The organism is Streptomyces sp. NBC_00443, from assembly GCF_036014175.1.
Taxonomy (GTDB): domain Bacteria; phylum Actinomycetota; class Actinomycetes; order Streptomycetales; family Streptomycetaceae; genus Streptomyces.
This window is the reverse complement of sequence record NZ_CP107917.1, coordinates 4,614,888-4,632,017: the sequence shown is the minus strand read 5'-3', so window position 1 is coordinate 4,632,017 and position 17,130 is coordinate 4,614,888. Positions and strand designations below refer to the sequence as shown.

Genomic DNA, 17,130 nt, shown 5'->3' with positions numbered 1-17,130 from the left:
TCTGGCGTCGGACGAGCCCGTCAGCCTGACGGTCCGCCGAAGATGCCTCCGTTGCCGTTGGCATTGCCATTGCTGTTGCCGTCCGTCTCGGTTTCCGTAGGCGTCGGCGTGGAGGTCACCCCTCCGTCCGTGCCGCCGTTGTCCGAGCCTCCGACGTCGTTGCACTGGAAGCCGAAGCAGGTCTCGGTCGGCGTAGGCGTCGGCGAGATCAGCGACTCACTGGGCGTCGGACTCGGAGTCGGGCTGGCTTCCTCGGTCTCGCTGGGCGTGGGGCTGGGCGTCGGCGTGGGGATGTCGTTGATGACTACACCGATGGGCGCCGGCACCGGGAACGGTGTCGGGTTCGTGCCCTTCAGCGCCTGCTCCATGTAGTCGTGCCAGATCTCGGCCGGGAACGAAGCACCGTGGATCTTCTCCTGACCGCCCGTTCCGAACATCTTCAGGAACTCGCGGTTCTGGTTCTTCTCGTTGTCGTCCAGCCTGAACATCGCGATCGACGTCGACAGCTGCGGGGTGTAACCCACGAACCAGGCCGACCGGTTGCCGTCCGTGGTACCGGTCTTGCCGGCCACCTCACGGTCGCTCAGCTGGGCGCTGGTGCCCGTGCCCTTGTCGACGACCGTCTTCAGGACGTCCGTGACGTTGTCGGCGACCTCCGGGGTGAAGGCTTCCTGGGTCAGGGTCTTGTGGGAGTAGACCTCGCCGTCCTTGTCCGTCACCTTCTTGACGGAGTAGGGAGCACGCTGCTTTCCACTGGACGCGAAGGTGGCGTAGGCGCCCGCCATACGGATCGCGCTGGGCTGAGAGGTGCCGATGGAGAAGGACGGGTAGTCCGTACCGGTCAGGCTGCTCTCCAGGATGCCGGCGTCCTCGGCCGCCTCCTTCACCTTGTCCAGCCCGATGTCCATGCCGAGCTGCACGAAGGCGGAGTTCACCGAGTTCCTCATCGCCTCACGGAGGTCGATCCGGTAGGCGGGAGGAGTGCCGTACGACTCATCGCCGTCGTTGACCTGGTTCCATTCCTCCCCCTTCTCGTTCCGCCAGATGTCGCCCTTGTAGTCCCTGATCTTGAGCTTGTTCTTGCCGCTGTACAGGCTCTTCGGCGACACCTGGGTGCGCTCGTCCTGCGCCTGTTCCCCTTCGAGGTCCGGGTTCCGCACGCCCCACTTCATCGCGGCCGCGAGCACGAACGGCTTGAACGTCGAACCGACCTGGGCGCCGGTGACGTCAGCGTTGTTGGTGAAGTGCTTCGTCGCATCCGCACCGCCGTAGATGGCCTTGATGGCACCGGTCGCCGGATCCACCGAAGCCCCGCCGAACTGGACGTGGGTGTCCGTCTCCGGACGCTCCTCGGGCTTGATGTTCGCCTTCTGGACCTTCTTCACCGAGTCCTCGAGCTCCTTGACCTTCTTCTTGTCGAAGGTCGTCTGGATCGAGAGACCGCCCTCTCGCAGTTTCTGCTCGGTGACCTTGGTCGTTTTGCTGTTGTTGACCAGGTAGCCGTTGGCGAGATCGACGAGGTAGCCGATCTGGCCGCTCAGCGCGGAGTTGAAGCGCGGGTTCTTCCAGGCGGGCAGCTCGGTGTACTTGGCGCGCACCTCAGGGCTCAGATGCCCGTACTGGACCATCTTGTCGAGGGTGTCCTGCATCTGGACCAGGGCCCGCTTCTGGTTGGCCCCGGCATTCGCCGCCGGGTCGATGGACTCGGAACCCGCAGGGTCGTAGTACGTGGCGCCCTTGAGCGTGGCCGCCAGGAAAGCGCACTCCCCCTCGTTCAGCTTGATGGCGTCCTTGTTGAAGTACGCGCGAGCGGCGGCCTGGATCCCGTAGGCGTTGCGCCCGTAGTAGGCGGAGTTCAGGTAGCCGGCCATGATGTCGTCCTTCGACACCGTGGTGCCCACCTTGACCGAGATGAACATCTCCTTGAACTTCCGCGAGAGCGTCTGGGACTGGTCGCCCAGCCTCGCGTTCTTCACGTACTGCTGGGTGATGGTGGAACCACCCTGCGTCTCGCCACCGGTGGCCATGTTGAACACGGCGCGGGCGATGCCCTTCGGGTCGATGCCGCTGTCGGTGTAGAAGGTCTTGTTCTCCTGCGAGATCACGGCGTTCCGCATCGCCTTGGGAATCTGCGACAGGTTGATGATCTGCCGGTTGGTCTCGCCACCGGTGGAGACCATTTCGCTGCCGTCGGCCCAGTAGTAGACGTTGTTCTGCGCCGTAGCGGTCTCGTCCACCTTCGGGACGCCCACCATGGCGTAACCGATACCTGCCACAGCCACCAGGCTCCCGAGGAAGCCGACGAACAGGCCCGCCACGAGCTTCCATGACGGCACCCAGCGCGCGACGCCGTACTTGCCCGCCCGCGGATAGTCGACGAACCGCTTCTTCCCAGGGGGAGCGGCACGCCCTCGGCCCCGGCCGGGACCGGGGGCGCCGCCTGGAGCGGCGCGGCGGCCGGAACGGCCCGGTTCCGCCGCTCTGCGGCGTCCACCGCCGCCGCTTCTCTGGGCCGCGCGCCGTGCCTCGGCACGCCCGCCGTACGGGCGTTCTTCGCCTTCCGAACCGCTGAAACCCGACCCGTACGAGTCGGAAGGAGATCCGGTGGCGCCTCGCGGTGCCGCACGGCGGCCGGAGGACGAGCCGGACGAGCCGGACTGGCCGCGTCGGGCCGCGGCACGTCCGCCGTCCTGCGGCTGCGGCGGTTTGCGACGGTGCTCGCTCATCGAACGACTACTCCTCGGGCAGGCGCACCCCTGCGCGCCTGACAACGGCGGCTGATTTCCGGTCCCCCCGAAGTACGGATGTGGTCGCTTCTGCATTCACCCGTACTGCACCAAGGACAACGACGCCCTCAGGTGTCACGCGGTTCCCGGTGCTGTGCATGGCGCACAGACTACGCACCGTCAAAGCCCGCCTAGTCCCGAACTTCACCCCAAATCAGGCAACTCGCTCCACATGAATCGTTGATGTGATCCCGTTCACCGTTCCCCCACTTGTCCCGCCCGGAAGGCCGTTCTATCGTCTAGATGTATCGAGTCGATACATCAGCGCGAGATATGACGAGGGGGCGAGGGGATGAGCCGACGGTCCGGGATCCTCGAGTTCGCCGTCCTCGGACTGCTCCGCGAGTCCCCCATGCACGGCTACGAGCTGCGCAAACGACTCAACACGTCACTGGGCGTATTCCGCGCGTTCAGCTACGGCACGCTCTACCCCTGCCTCAAGACGCTGGTCGCCAACGGCTGGTTGATCGAGGAACCTGGGCACACCACCGAGGACGCCCTTGCCGCACCACTCGCGGGGCGTCGCGCAAAATCGTCTACCGGTTGACGGCGGAAGGTAAGGAGCACTTCGAGGAACTGCTCTCGCAGACCGGCCCCGACGCGTACGAGGACGAGCACTTCGCTGCCCGATTTGCCTTCTTCGGACGCACACCGCAGGACGTGCGCATGCGCGTGCTGGAGGGCCGACGCAGCCGGCTGGAGGAGCGTCTGGAGAAGATGCACGCCTCCCTGTCACGCACGCGGGAGCGCCTCGACGACTACACGCTTGAGCTCCAGCGCCACGGGATGGAGTCCGTGGAGCGCGAAGTGCGCTGGCTGAACGAGCTCATCGAGAGCGAGCGGGCCGGGCGGGACCTGAAGGGTTCCGCTGCCGGGGGGCCCGCTCAGCAGGACACCACAAATGGAGAGCCGGGCGATCTGCCCCGTCCCGGGGACACCCCCAGGACGGATTCGCCCGGCGACACCGCCACGTGAGAGCTCAGTCAGGGCCTCACTCGTACACACAGGGAGCAACCGGAATGGGTTCGGTTCGCGTAGCCGTCGTCGGCGTGGGCAACTGTGCCGCGTCGCTGGTTCAGGGAGTCGAGTACTACAAGGACGCCGACCCGGCGTCCAAGGTCCCCGGCCTGATGCACGTGCAGTTCGGCGAGTACCACGTCCGTGACGTCGAGTTCGTCGCCGCCTTCGATGTCGACGCGAAGAAGGTCGGCCTCGACCTCACGGACGCCATCGGCGCCAGTGAGAACAACACCATCAAGATCTGCGACGTGCCGCGCACCGGCGTGACCGTCCAGCGTGGCCACACTCTCGATGGTCTCGGCAAGTACTACCGCGAGACCATCGAGGAGTCCGCCGACGCGCCGGTCGACGTCGTCCAGATCCTCAAGGACAAGCAGGTCGACGTCCTCGTCTGCTACCTGCCCGTCGGCTCCGAGGACGCGGCGAAGTTCTACGCCCAGTGCGCCATCGACGCCAAGGTCGCCTTCGTCAACGCCCTGCCGGTCTTCATCGCCGGTACGAAGGAGTGGGCGGACAAGTTCACCGAAGCGGGCGTCCCGATCGTCGGCGACGACATCAAGTCCCAGGTCGGCGCCACCATCACGCACCGCGTCATGGCGAAGCTGTTCGAGGACCGCGGCGTCGTCCTGGACCGCACGATGCAGCTGAACGTCGGCGGCAACATGGACTTCAAGAACATGCTCGAGCGCGAGCGCCTGGAGTCCAAGAAGATCTCCAAGACGCAGGCCGTCACCTCGCAGATCCCCGACCGTGAGCTCGGCGAGAAGAACGTCCACATCGGCCCGTCGGACTACGTGGCGTGGCTCGACGACCGCAAGTGGGCCTACGTCCGCCTCGAGGGCCGCGCCTTCGGTGACGTCCCGCTGAACCTGGAGTACAAGCTCGAGGTCTGGGACTCCCCGAACTCGGCCGGCGTCATCATCGACGCCCTGCGCGCCGCGAAGATCGCCAAGGACCGCGGCATCGGCGGCCCGATCCTCTCGGCGTCGAGCTACTTCATGAAGTCCCCGCCGGTGCAGTACTTCGACGACGTGGCCCGCGAGAACGTCGAGAAGTTCATCAAGGGCGAGGTCGAGCGCTAAGCAGCACCACGGCGCCGCAGTTGAACGCTCCTGCCAGAGCTGCCGAGGGTCCCCGGGTTGTACCGCCCGGGGACTCTCCCCGTATGTGAGGCTGTGCCCCATGTCCGTCGTACGCGACCTGCGGGTCCTGCTGCGCTTCGGGAACTTCCGGCGTCTGCTCGTCGTACGCCTGCTCTCGCAGGGCGCCGACGGCGTCTACCAGACCGCGCTCGCCACCTACGTCGTCTTCTCCCCGGAGAAACAGACGTCCGCCACCGCGATCGCCTCCGCGATGGCCGTGCTGCTCCTGCCGTACTCCCTGGTGGGCCCCTTCTCCGGCGTCCTCCTGGACCGCTGGCGCCGCCGCCAGGTCCTTCTGTACGGCAGCCTGCTGCGCACCGTGCTGGCCTCGGCGACGGCCGTGCTGATCATCACCGACGTCCCGGACTGGCTCTTCTACGTCTCCGCCCTGTGCGTCACGGCCGTCAACCGCTTCGTCCTGTCCGGTCTGTCCGCCGCACTGCCACGCGTGGTCGACGAAGAGCGCCTCGTCATCGCCAACTCCCTTTCCCCGACCGCCGGAACGCTGGCCGCGACCGCAGGTGCCGGTCTGGCCTTCGTCGTACGACTGGTGGCCTGGGACTCCGATGCGGCCGTTGTGCTGCTGGGTGCCGCCCTGTACCTGTGCGCAGGACTTGCGGCACTGCGCATGTCACGGGAACTGCTCGGCCCCGATCGCGAGTTGGTGCAGCCACGCATAGCGACGGCCCTGGCCGGCACCGTGCGCGACCTGGCCGCGGGCGTCGGCCATCTAGCCACTCCACCACGCCGGGAGGCGGTCTGGGCTCTGCTCACGATGACCCTGATGCGCTTCTGCTACGGCGCCCTGCTGGTCATGCTGCTGATGCTGTGCAGGTACGCCTTCTCGTCGAACGCGGATGACGGACTCGCCCTGCTGGGGCTGGCGTTGGGGGTCTCCGGCGCCGGCTTCTTCGCGGCGGCCGTCGCAACCCCCTGGGCGGCGGGACGGTTGGGTCCCGGGCGCTGGATCGCCGTGTGCGCGGGGGTCGCCGCACTCCTGGTGCCCACGCTCGGCCTGCCCTTCGCCACAACTCCCATGCTGGTCGCGGCTTTCGTCCTCGGCCTGACCACGCAGGGGGCGAAGATTGCAACGGACACGATCGTGCAAGCCTCGGTCGAGGACGGCTTCCGTGGCCGGATCTTCTCCATCTACGACGTGCTGTTCAACGTCGCGTTCGTCGGTGCGGCCGGAGTGGCCGCCCTGGTACTGCCGCCGGACGGCCGCTCGGCACCTCTCGTGGTCGCAGTCGCCGTTGTCTACGCGGCAGTTGCGGTGGCTATGGCCCGCTTTGAACACCGCTCTGTGTCACATCAATGACACAGAGTCCCCCGCGGCTACGGGACTGTCAGTGGTGGCCGGTAACTTACGTGCGTCTTATATCGCGCATGGTTCGCGCCACGCAGTCATGTTCCAGGGGGACTCAAGTGACAACTCCGCCGCCCACAGGCAACCCGTTCGCCCAGGGCCAGAACCCGTACGCCCAGGGGCAGCAGCCCTCCGGCCAGCCTCAGGGCCAGGCCCCGTATCCGCCCCAGGGCGGCTACCCGCAGCAGCCTGGGCAGCCGGGGTTCCCTCCGCAGGGGGCGGCGCCGTATGCGCCGGTTCCGCCGCAGCAGCCCGGCCGCCGGTTCAGCTTCAAGACGATCAAGAACGTCGCTGCCGTCGCCATCGTCGGCATCATGCTCATCGTCGGCTACATAATCAGCCTGGACGACGCCGAGAACGCCGCGGTGGGCGACTGCCTGAAGTCCTCCTCCTCGTCGTCCTCGAACGACCGCATGGAGGTCGTGGACTGCACCTCCTCCGAGGCCGAGGCCAAGGTGCTCCAGAAGATCGACGGCACCTACACCTCGCTCACCGCCGAGACCGAGTGCCGCAAGGTCAGCGGCGCCACCAGCTTCTACGCCCAGACCGGCGACGGCGACAACTTCCTGCTGTGCCTGTCGGACGTCTGATCTGACCTCTCCGCAAACTGAGGGGCTGTGTTTCACGTGAAACACAGCCCCTCAGTGCTTGCTGCCCTCCTTGAAGCCGGGCGATGTTTCACGTGAAACATGACTGGCTTCGCAGCCTCAGCCCTGCTCGGCCCACCACTCCTTGAGTGCAGCCACGGCATCGTCGTGCCCCATCGGCCCATTCTCCAGCCGAAACTCCAGCATCTGCTTGTACGCGCGGCCGACGACCGGACCAGGACCGACGCCAAGGATCTCCATGATCTGGTTGCCGTCGAGGTCGGGGCGGATGGCGTCCAGTTCCTCCTGCTCCTGGAGTTGAGCGATCCGCTCCTCCAGGCCGTCGTAGGCGCGGGACAGTGCAGCCGCCCTGCGCTTGTTCCGCGTGGTGCAGTCCGAGCGGGTCAGCTTGTGCAGGCGGTCCAGGAGCGGACCGGCGTCACGGACATAGCGGCGGACAGCGGAGTCCGTCCACTCGCCTGTGCCATAGCCGTGGAAGCGCAGGTGGAGTTCCACCAGACGTGAGACGTCCTTCACGAGCTCGTTGGAGTACTTAAGCGCCGTCATGCGCTTCTTCGTCATCTTCGCGCCGACCACCTCGTGGTGGTGGAACGAGACCCGGCCGTCCTTCTCGAAGCGACGTGTACGGGGCTTGCCGATGTCGTGGAGCAGCGCGGCCAGGCGGAGGGTCAGGTCAGGACCGTTCTCCTCCAGCGCCATCGCCTGCTCCAAAACGATCAGCGAGTGCTCGTAGACGTCCTTGTGACGGTGGTGCTCGTCACTCTCCAGCCGCAGAGCCGGCAGCTCGGGCAGCACATGGTCGGAGAGCCCGGTGTCCACCAGGAGCCTCAGCCCCTTGCGCGGGTGAGCGGACAGGATCAGCTTGTTCAGCTCGTCCCGCACCCGCTCCGCCGAGACGATCTCGATCCGCCCGGACATCTCCTGCATCGCCGTGACGACCTCGGGAGCAACCTCGAAGTCGAGCTGCGTCGCGAACCGCGCCGCCCGCATCATGCGCAGCGGGTCGTCCGAGAAGGACGCCTCGGGAGTGCCCGGCGTGCGCAGTACCCGCTCCGCGAGGTCCTCCAGACCGCCGTGCGGATCGACGAACTCCTTCTCCGGAAGCGCGACGGCCATGGCGTTCACGGTGAAGTCACGCCGGACGAGGTCCTCCTCGATCGAGTCGCCGTACGACACCTCCGGCTTGCGGGAGGTCCGGTCGTAAGCCTCCGATCGGTAGGTGGTCACCTCGATCTGGTAGCCGCCCTTCTGTGCCCCGACCGTGCCGAAAGCGATACCGACCTCCCACACGGCGTCCGCCCACGGCCGCACGATCTTCAGCACGTCCTCGGGGCGGGCGTCGGTCGTGAAGTCCAGGTCGTTACCGAGCCGGCCGAGCAGCGCGTCCCGGACCGATCCGCCGACCAGGGCGAGTGAGAACCCGGCCTCCTGGAAACGGCGGGCAAGGTCGTCGGCAACAGGGGCAACCCGCAACAGTTCGCTTACCGCGCGGTGCTGCGCCTGGCTCAGGGCGCTGGGCTTTTCTTCGTTGGCGTTCGGCACAACAGAAGAGGGTACGTGGCCCGGCCGACCGTGGGCGCCCCCATTAAACGTGCATCCCGGGGGCCACGGACAGCTCCGCCGATACGCGCACAAGATCTGCCCTTGTGACCTACGAAACGCTCCTCTTTATACATGCACATACGGGACAGGCAGACGGTGTGAACCGATCTTGTGGCAGAGACCGCGGCACTTCCCCTCAGCGCGCATCGTTACCATGCGTGGACGCACATTCCGACGACCACTGACGACGAGGGACGGACGAGCGCGTGGCCGAGGCGGCAGACTTCCAGGGGATGAGTCCCTCACCTGCCCGCCGGTGGATGCGGCGCACCGGAGCACTGCTTGCCGGGGCGCCTCTGCTGGCCGGGCTGCTTCAGCTGCCCACCGCCGCGCCCGCGCAGGCTGCGGGGCAGGACTCCGTGAAGGCCGCTTCCGGCTCGGGCACGGTGGCTGTCGCTGTGGACTCGCTCACTCCCTCCGCTCCCAGTGACGGCGACACACTGACCGTGTCCGGCACGGTGACCAACACGGGCAAGCAGGCCGTCACCGACGCGGAGGTGGACCTGCGTCTCGGGGACGCTCTCAACACCCGCTCGGCCATCGACAGGGTCGCCGGGCGCGGCGAGTACCAGCAGGGCGTCGACGGAGCCCCGGTGGGCGGGAAGTACGTCAAGGAGTTCCCCAAGCTCACCCCTGGCGTGTCCCAGCGCTTCAGCATCTCCGTGCCGGTCGACAAGCTGGATCTCGGGGAGGACGGCGTCTACGAGTTCGCCGTCTCCCTGTCCGGCGAGACGTCCGCGCGGCCGTGGGACCAGGTGCTCGGCATCCAGCGGACCTTCCTGCCGTGGCAGCCCGACGAGGCCGACCCGAAGACCCGTACAACGGTGATGTGGCCCCTCATCTCCACTGCACACATGACGGCGCAGACCGGGTCGGACGAATCGCAGACGCCGGTCTTCCATGACGACGAACTCGCCAAGGAGATCGCTCCCGGCGGCCGCCTCGAGCAGCTCGTGTCGCTGGGCAAGGACCTCGACGTCACCTGGGTGATCGACCCCGACCTGCTGGCCTCCGTGGACGCGATGACGGAGCGCTACCGCGTCCAGGGCGAGGGTGATGCGACGACGGCGGGCACCCACCAGGCGCTCGCCAAGCAGTGGCTGGCCGAGCTGCAGGAGGCCGTACAGGACAAGGAGGTCGTCGCGCTGCCCTTCAGCGACCCCGACCTGGCTTCCCTGGCCCACAACGGCACGAACGTCACCGGCTCGCTCAGCCACCTCAAGGAGGCCACCGAGGCCGCCGTCGTCACGGTCGACTCGATTCTCCACGTGGAACCGAACACCGACTTCGCCTGGCCCGTGAACGGCGCGGTCGACCCGTCCATCGTCAAGGTGGCCACCTCCGCCGGCGCGGACAAGGTGATCGCCCGCAGCGACAGCCTGGAGGAGGCAGGCGGCCTGCCCTACACGCCCTCCGCGGCTCGCCCCATCGGCGGCGGCACGACGGCGGTCGTCGCGGACGCACGGATGTCGACGCTGTTCCAGGGGAACCTGACAAGAGCGTCGAGCTCGACACTCGCCGTGCAGAGGTTCCTGGCGCAGAGCCTGGCCCTGAACCTCCAGACGGACAATCAGCGCAGCATCGTCGTCGCCCCGCAGCGGATGCCGACCGCGAGCCAGGCCCGCGCGATGGCCGAGGCGGTCACGGCCCTCCAGGACGGCACGTGGTCCCAGTCCCAGGACCTCTCCGCCGCTGCCACGGCCAAGCCCGACTCCGCCGCCACCACGCAGGTGCCGCCGGTGTCCAAGTACCCCGCCTCGCTGCGCGACCAGGAGCTGCCGCGATCCGCCTTCAGGCAGATCGCGACCACGCAGGACAAGCTCGACAAGTTCAAGGTGATCCTCACCAACCAGGACCGGGTGGTGACCCCCTTCGGTCGGGCCATGAACCGGGAGATGTCCACGTCGTGGCGTGGCCGCCCCGCAGGGGCAGCTGACTATCGCAACGGCGTGGAAGCGTACGTCGACTCCCTGGCCGGCCAGGTCACGCTGATCGACAAGTCCGAGACCAAGCTGTCCGGACGCAGCGCCACTATCCCGGTGACGGTGCAGAACAACCTGGTGCAGGGCGTCGAGCACCTGGTGCTGCGACTCTCCTCTGGTAGCCCGAGGCGGCTCGAGATCGATGGGGAGCGCTTCTCCGAACAGCCCGTGGCGGTGTCCGGCGGGCACAGCCAGACGGTGAAGTTCCCCACGTCGGCTCAGGCCAACGGCCAGGCCACGGTCGTAGCCCAGCTGTACACCGAGGACGGCCAGAAGTACGGCGCACCGGTCACCTTCGACGTGAAGGTCACCGAGTTCACTGCCACCGTGATGCTGGTCATCGGCGGCGGTTTCCTCTTGCTCGTCCTCGCCGGGTTCCGTATGTACACGCAGCGCAAGCGGGCGGCCGCCCGTGCGGCCGAGGAGGACGGGGCCGAGGAGACGAGCGAGGCGGACGGCGATCCGGAGAGCCCGGACGGCCCTGAGAACCGTCTCACACCCGGGGACCTTCGCAAGGAGGAGTCCGGCGCGGGCGCCCGGGAAGAGGCCCCGGAGCAGCCGAGTGACCCGACACCGGACACCGCAGCGGAAAGCGCCGACCCGTCCGGCACGGGTGAGAGAGTGGACCGTTGAGCGATGTCGTGGCCGGTGGGCCCGGGACGATGAGGTGGGGTAACCATGAACGCGCCGTACGACGGTGACCGCGGCCGGGCCGCGGGCCCCCGGGGCACCCCGAGGGCCCGCCGCCCGAGGACGGCCAGGTACCGCCGCAGCACCCCGCGGACATGTACCTCCAGGACGCCTACGACCAGGACCCCTACCGAGCCCAGGACCTCTCGTCGCAGGACCCGGTCGCAGAGGCGCTGTACGACCGTGCCGCGCATCCGCCGCCCCCGCCGGGCACGTACCCGCCGCAGCAGCAGCTGTACGCCCAGCCTCCCCAGTCGCCGTACGCCCCCGACCCCCAGGTGTGGGCGCAGACCCCGGCGCCCGAGCCGGAGGGCCCGACGCAGTACCTGCCGTACGGCGACGACCCCCGTACGACCCAGTACGTCGGCGTCGACGACCTCGTCACGCACTCCACCGAGAACCACCCGGAGCACGACGCCTTCGCGCACCTCTTCCGGGACCAGCAGCAGGGCGGCCACCCGCAGTACCAGCCGCCGACGGTCCCAGGGCCGTCCCCGGCGCCTGCTGCGGGCCCCTACCCGGGCCCTGCGGCACCTGCCGCGGCCGAGGCCACTGCGCCGACGCCCGCTCCTGCCACTGCACCGGCCGCCAAGAAGGGCGGGCGGGCCGGCGGCCTGCTGAAGTCGAGCGCCGTGATGGCGGCGGGCACGATGGTGTCCCGGCTCACCGGGTTCGTCCGGTCCATGATGATCGTTTCGGCACTGGGCCTCGGCCTGCTCGGCGACTCGTTCCAGGTCGCCTACCAGTTGCCGACGATGATCTACATCCTGACCGTCGGCGGCGGCCTCAACTCCGTCTTCGTGCCGCAGCTCGTGCGGGCGATGAAGGACGACGAGGACGGCGGCGAGGCCTACGCGAACCGGCTGCTGACCCTGGTGATGGTGGCACTCGCCGCACTCACCGCCCTTGCGATGTTCGGCGCGCCGCTCCTGGTCAGGGCGCTGTCCACCCCGGTCGCCAACGATCCCGCCGCCAACGAGGTGGCCGTCACCTTCACCCGCTACTTCCTGCCCTCGATCTTCTTCATGGGCGTTCACGTGGTGATGGGACAGATCCTCAACGCGCGCGGCAAGTTCGGCGCGATGATGTGGACGCCGGTCCTGAACAACATCGTCATCATCGTGACGCTGGGAATGTTCCTCTGGGTGTACGGCACCGCGGAGCACTCCGGCATGTCCGTCACCAACATCCCGCCGGAGGGCCAGCGGCTCCTCGGCATCGGTGTCCTGCTCGGCCTGGTAGTCCAGGCCCTCGCGATGATCCCGTACCTGCGCGAGACGGGCTTCCGGCTCCGGCCGCGCTTCGACTGGAAGGGCCACGGTCTCGGCAAGGCAGCGATGCTCGCGAAGTGGACGATCCTGTTCGTCCTGGCCAACCAGGCCGGTGCGCTCGTGGTCACCCAGCTGTCCACCGCCGCCGGTGTCGACTCCGATGTCGACGGAACCGGCTTCGCCGCCTACGCCAACGCCCAGCTGATCTGGGGCCTGCCCCAGGCCATCATCACCGTCTCCCTGATGGCCGCCCTGCTGCCACGGCTCTCGCGCTCCGCCGCCGAGGGCGACAGCGGTGCCGTCCGGGACGACATCTCCCAGGGCCTGCGCACCACCGCTGTCGCCATCGTCCCCATCGCTTTCGGATTCCTCGCCCTGGGCATCCCGATGTGCACGCTGATGTTCGGATCCTCGGGCACCAGCGAGGCCACCAACATGGGCTTCATGCTGATGGCCTTCGGTCTCGGCCTCATCCCGTACTCCGTGCAGTACGTGGTCCTGCGCGCCTTCTACGCCTACGAGGACACCCGGACCCCCTTCTACAACACGGTGATCGTCGCGGCGGTCAACGCCATCGCCTCGGCCGCCTGCTACTTCGTCATCCCGGCCCGCTGGGCCGTCGTAGGCATGGCCGCCTCCTACGGCCTCGCCTACGCGATCGGCGTCGGCATCGCCTGGAGCCGACTGCGCAAGAAGCTGGGCGGCGACCTCGACGGCACCCGCGTGATGCGGACGTACGCCAGACTCTGCATCGCCTCCGTGCCCGCGGTCCTGTTGAGCGGCGCGGCCTGCTACGGGATCGCCCAGACCCTCGGCCAGGGCGTCGTCGGCTCCTCCGCAGCCCTGCTGGCCGGCGGAGCCGTCCTCCTCGGGATCTTCTTCGTCGCCGCCCGCAGGATGCGCATCGAAGAGCTGAACTCACTGGTCGGCATGGTTCGCGGGCGCCTGGGTCGCTGAACCTTGGGTACGCGCACAACCATCGTCCGCCACCGTGTGTCGTGCATAGCGGCGGACTGTGGGCACAATTGGTTTCGGCGTCGGACGGCGCGCACTGAGTCGGACGGCGCGCAACGAATGGGGAGGCAGGAACGACGGTGGCGGAACGGAGCACGGCTGCCGTCGACGTGGCAGACAACAGCGGCGATGAGCCGCTGACCGCTCAGGCGGACCAGTCCACGGCCGACGGGGTGGCCAAGAATCGGGAGCGGGACACGGACATCGACGAGGCACAGGGGAGTGGCGGGACCGAGGGTCCCGAAAAGGCCTCACCGCCCGAACTGCACAGCGGTCACAAACTCGCCAGACGCTACCGCCTCGAGGAGTGCGTCACCCGTCTGGACGGTTTCAGCAGCTGGCGTGCGGTCGACGAGAAGCTGCGTCGCGCCGTCGGCGTTCACATCCTGCCAGCGGACCACACACGGGCCCGTTCCGTGCTGGCCGCTGCCCGCTCCTCCGCGCTGCTCGGCGACCCCCGGTTCGTCCAGGTCCTCGACGCTGTCGAGGAGAACGACGTCGTCTACGTCGTTCACGAATGGCTCCCCGACGCCACCGAACTGACCACGCTTCTCGCCTCCGGCCCGCTGGAGGCGTACGACATCTACCAGATGGTCACCCAGGTGTCCGCCGCCATGGCGGCCGCTCACCGCGAGGGTCTGGCGCATCTGCGCCTCAACCCGAACGCCGTGCTGCGCGCATCCACCGGCCAGTGGCGCATCCGCGGCCTCGCCGTGAACGCCGCCCTGCGCGGAATCAACTCCGACACCCCTCAGCGCACCGACACGGAGGCCATCGGCGCCCTGCTGTACGCAGCGCTCACCCAGCGCTGGCCGTACGAGAGCGACGCGTACGGTCTGTCCGGCCTGCCCAAGGACATCGGCCTGATCGCCCCCGACCAGGTGCGCGCCGGCGTCCACCGTGGCCTGTCCGAGCTCGCCATGCGCGCGCTGGCCAACGACGGTGCGACCGCGTCCCGCCACGAGTCCGCGTGCACGACGCCGGAGGAGCTGGTGAAGGCGGTCGGCGAGATGCCCCGCATCCGCCCGCCGGAGCCCGCGTTCACGGCCCCGCCGGACTATCAGCGCACGACGTACCAGCAAGGCACGTACGGCCGCCGGCAGGCATCGCATCCGGGCGCCACCCAGCCGGTACCGACCCCGCCGCCCCCGCTGCAGAGCCGCACCGGAAAGGCCCTGAAGTGGGCCGTGTCGGCCCTCCTGATCGCTGCCCTGGGCCTTGGCAGCTGGCAGCTCGCTGACGCGCTCATGGACCAGGGCAACAAGCCCGAGGACGGCAGCCAGACGCAGACGACGGACGACAACGACAAGAACGGCGACAACACCAAGCCGGTCCGGCCGATCAAGATCCAGAACGCCCAGGAGTTCGTCGCGAAGGGCGGCGCCCAGGCGCCGGAGGACGTGGCGAAGACGTACGACGGCGACAGCTCGTCGTACTGGCGCACCAAGAGCTTCGTCGACGGTCCGGAGATGAACCCGGCCTTCAAGCCCGGTGTCGGCATCGTCTTCGAGCTCGGCTCGTCTCAGTCGGTGTCGGCCGCTTCGATAGGGCTTCTGTATCCCGGCGACCACACGACCGTCGAGCTTTACGCGTCCGACTCCCTGACGCCCTCGTCGCTGGACTCGATGGACAAGATCGGCACCGTCACGACGAGCGGCACCAGCGCGTCGGTGAAGGTCACCAAGCCGGTGAAGACCCAGTACGTTCTCGTGTGGCTCACCGCCATGCCCCATGCGGACCAGGACCAGTACAGCGGTTCCGGGTACAAGCAGGCCATCACCGACCTGAAGTTCACCGGCTAGAGCTCACCACGTCCAAGGGGAGGGGGTCGTCCGATGGCAGAGGGCAGCGCACACCGCGAGGTGAGCGACCAGGATCTCCTGGCTCTCCATGTGAAGGGCGACCCCGATGCCTTCGGTGAGCTCGTGCGCCGTCACCGCGACCGGCTCTGGGCAGTGGCGCTGCGGACGCTCGGAGACCGCGAGGAGGCCGCTGACGCCGTCCAGGACGCCCTCGTGTCCGCCTACCGGGCCGCCCATACATTCAGAGGCCAGTCGGCTGTCACGACCTGGCTGCACCGGATCACCGTGAACGCCTGCCTGGACCGCGCCCGCAAGGCGGCCTCGCGGAAGACCTCCCCCGTCGACGACACCGAGCGCCTTGAGCAGTTGCTGGAGCCTCACGAGGAGGCATCCGCGCCGGCCGAGCGCAATGATCTGCATCGCCAGTTGCTGGAGGCCCTCGGCACTTTGCCTCCCGACCAGCGCGCGGCACTCGTCCTGGTGGACATGCAGGGATATCCGGTGGCGGAGGCCGCCCGTGTCCTGGACGTGCCGACCGGCACGGTCAAGAGCCGTTGCGCGCGCGGCAGAGCCAGACTCCTGCCTCTCGTCACGCATCTACGACCGGAAAGCGCCCGTGACGGCAAGGACTCCGGCGAGAGACGGAACCGGACGCAGGGGGCATCCGTCCCACCGGCAGCGGGTCCTCATGACACGGCGCAAGCCAAGGATCCGCGTGATGCCGGGCCGAGTGATTCAGCAGCAGTGAAGGGCGGAGGTGGGCGAGCGTGACATCCACGACGGACACGGCCGGGCACCCGGACGTCACCGAGCTCTCCGACCTCACCGAGGGCCTACTCCCGCCGGCCAGGACCACCGAGGTACGGAGTCATCTGGACCAGTGCGAACTGTGCGCGGACGTCCACGCCTCGCTTGAGGAGATCCGAGAGCTGCTCGGCACCCTTCCCGGCCCGGCGCGTATGCCCGCCGATGTCGCCGGACGCATCGACGCGGCGCTCGCCGCAGAGGCTCTGCTGAACGCGACGGCGCCCGACGGCGTCGATACACCGACCCTCGCTGGAGAGACTGGAGAGACCCACACTGCGGCCTCCGGCGCGGACGACGGCAAGCATGTTTCACGTGAAACATCGGCAGCGACCGACCGTCCGGCAGGGCGCGCCCGCTCCTCGACCACCGGCCCCGGCCGCAAGGACCGCAAGAAGCACGGGCGGCGGAGGGTAGCCGTCCTCGGGGCCGCCTTCACAGCTGCCGCTCTCGGACTCGGCTCCGTGCTGCTGACCTCACTGATGGGTGGCGGCGGGGCCGGTCCATCGGCCGATGGCGGACAGAGCACCGCCGACACCTTCTCCGCAGCGAAGCTGGAGAAGCAGGTCACCGATCTCCTAGCCGCGAGCGAGAGCTCGCCAGGTACCTCCCGCGGTCCGGACCGCAGCCTGGGCGTGGAAGGCGGGCCCGACACCGAGAGCCCCAAGATCCTTCGCGAGATCACGGTCCCCGACTGCGTCAGGAAGGGCATCAACCGCGACGACGCGGCGCTCGCCGCTGAGGAAGGCGTCTACCAGGGCAAGGAAGCTCTCCTCGTCGTGATGCCGGACGCCTCCGACGTCAGCCGGGTCACCGTCTACGTCTTGGACGCGACCTGTGTGAAGCAGCCGTCGTCGACCACGGCCAAGGTTCTCCTGAAGGACTCCTACCCGCGTTCCTGAGACCCCGGCCGCTCGTCCCCGTCAGGCTCGCCAACCCCTACGCTGTGGCGTCACCGTGTGCCCGGACACAGCGGGAATGCGCGCCCCTTAGGATCCGTTGGGTGGGGTGAGAGTCCTGAAAGGGGCTCCACCCGGCCCTTC

At 68.2% G+C, this 17,130-nt stretch carries 9 protein-coding genes and 2 pseudogenes; 9 read left to right on the top strand and 2 right to left on the bottom strand.

From position 1 onward, the window contains the following. Positions 1 to 20: 20 nt before the first annotated feature. Positions 21 to 2,726 (bottom strand): transglycosylase domain-containing protein, encoded by a 2,706-nt coding sequence (locus OHO27_RS20875; RefSeq protein ID WP_328426126.1) that lies wholly within the window; start codon positions 2,724 to 2,726, stop codon positions 21 to 23. Between the two features lie 352 nt (positions 2,727 to 3,078). On the opposite strand from OHO27_RS20875, the pseudogene OHO27_RS20870 reads away from it, so the two are divergent. The 4 genes and pseudogenes from OHO27_RS20870 (at position 3,079) to OHO27_RS20855 (ending at position 6,904) form a co-directional block, all read left to right on the top strand. Further along, positions 3,079 to 3,761 (top strand): annotated as a pseudogene (locus OHO27_RS20870) (PadR family transcriptional regulator). A gap of 44 nt (positions 3,762 to 3,805) precedes the next feature. Further along, entirely contained in the window at positions 3,806 to 4,888 is a 1,083-nt protein-coding gene (locus OHO27_RS20865) for an inositol-3-phosphate synthase (RefSeq protein ID WP_328426124.1), read from the top strand. 100 nt (positions 4,889 to 4,988) lie between these two features. Continuing rightward, positions 4,989 to 6,266: an MFS transporter gene (locus OHO27_RS20860; protein ID WP_328426122.1), complete on the top strand. Its 1,278-nt coding sequence runs from the start codon at positions 4,989 to 4,991 to the stop codon at positions 6,264 to 6,266. 107 nt (positions 6,267 to 6,373) lie between these two features. Next, positions 6,374 to 6,904 (top strand): LppU/SCO3897 family protein, encoded by a 531-nt coding sequence (locus OHO27_RS20855; protein WP_328426120.1) that lies wholly within the window; start codon positions 6,374 to 6,376, stop codon positions 6,902 to 6,904. Between the two features lie 117 nt (positions 6,905 to 7,021). Here the strand turns inward: OHO27_RS20855 and OHO27_RS20850 are convergent, their stop codons facing one another. Beyond that, complete coding sequence (locus tag OHO27_RS20850; protein WP_328426118.1) at positions 7,022 to 8,464, bottom strand: CCA tRNA nucleotidyltransferase; 1,443 nt, start codon at positions 8,462 to 8,464, stop codon at positions 7,022 to 7,024. Positions 8,465 to 8,730: 266 nt separating this feature from the next. Between OHO27_RS20850 and OHO27_RS20845 the strand changes: the two genes are divergently transcribed. The 5 genes and pseudogenes from OHO27_RS20845 to OHO27_RS20825 all read left to right on the top strand — a co-directional run bounded on the left by OHO27_RS20845 (position 8,731) and on the right by OHO27_RS20825 (position 16,989). Then, positions 8,731 to 11,139: a DUF6049 family protein gene (locus tag OHO27_RS20845; RefSeq protein WP_328426116.1), complete on the top strand. Its 2,409-nt coding sequence runs from the start codon at positions 8,731 to 8,733 to the stop codon at positions 11,137 to 11,139. Between the two features lie 45 nt (positions 11,140 to 11,184). After that, positions 11,185 to 13,424, top strand: a pseudogene (gene murJ / locus OHO27_RS20840) (murein biosynthesis integral membrane protein MurJ). A 137-nt stretch (positions 13,425 to 13,561) separates the two neighbouring features. Then, positions 13,562 to 15,283, top strand: a complete 1,722-nt coding sequence (locus OHO27_RS20835) for a protein kinase family protein (protein WP_328426114.1) — start codon at positions 13,562 to 13,564, stop codon at positions 15,281 to 15,283. Positions 15,284 to 15,316: 33 nt separating this feature from the next. Next, positions 15,317 to 16,054 carry an RNA polymerase sigma factor SigM gene (sigM, locus tag OHO27_RS20830; protein ID WP_328426112.1) on the top strand — a complete coding sequence of 246 codons (738 nt, stop codon included), beginning with the start codon at positions 15,317 to 15,319 and terminating at the stop codon, positions 16,052 to 16,054. Continuing rightward, positions 16,051 to 16,989: an anti-sigma factor family protein gene (locus tag OHO27_RS20825; RefSeq protein ID WP_328426110.1), complete on the top strand. Its 939-nt coding sequence runs from the start codon at positions 16,051 to 16,053 to the stop codon at positions 16,987 to 16,989. Before sigM ends, OHO27_RS20825 begins: the two co-directional genes overlap by 4 nt. Positions 16,990 to 17,130: the final 141 nt, after the last annotated feature.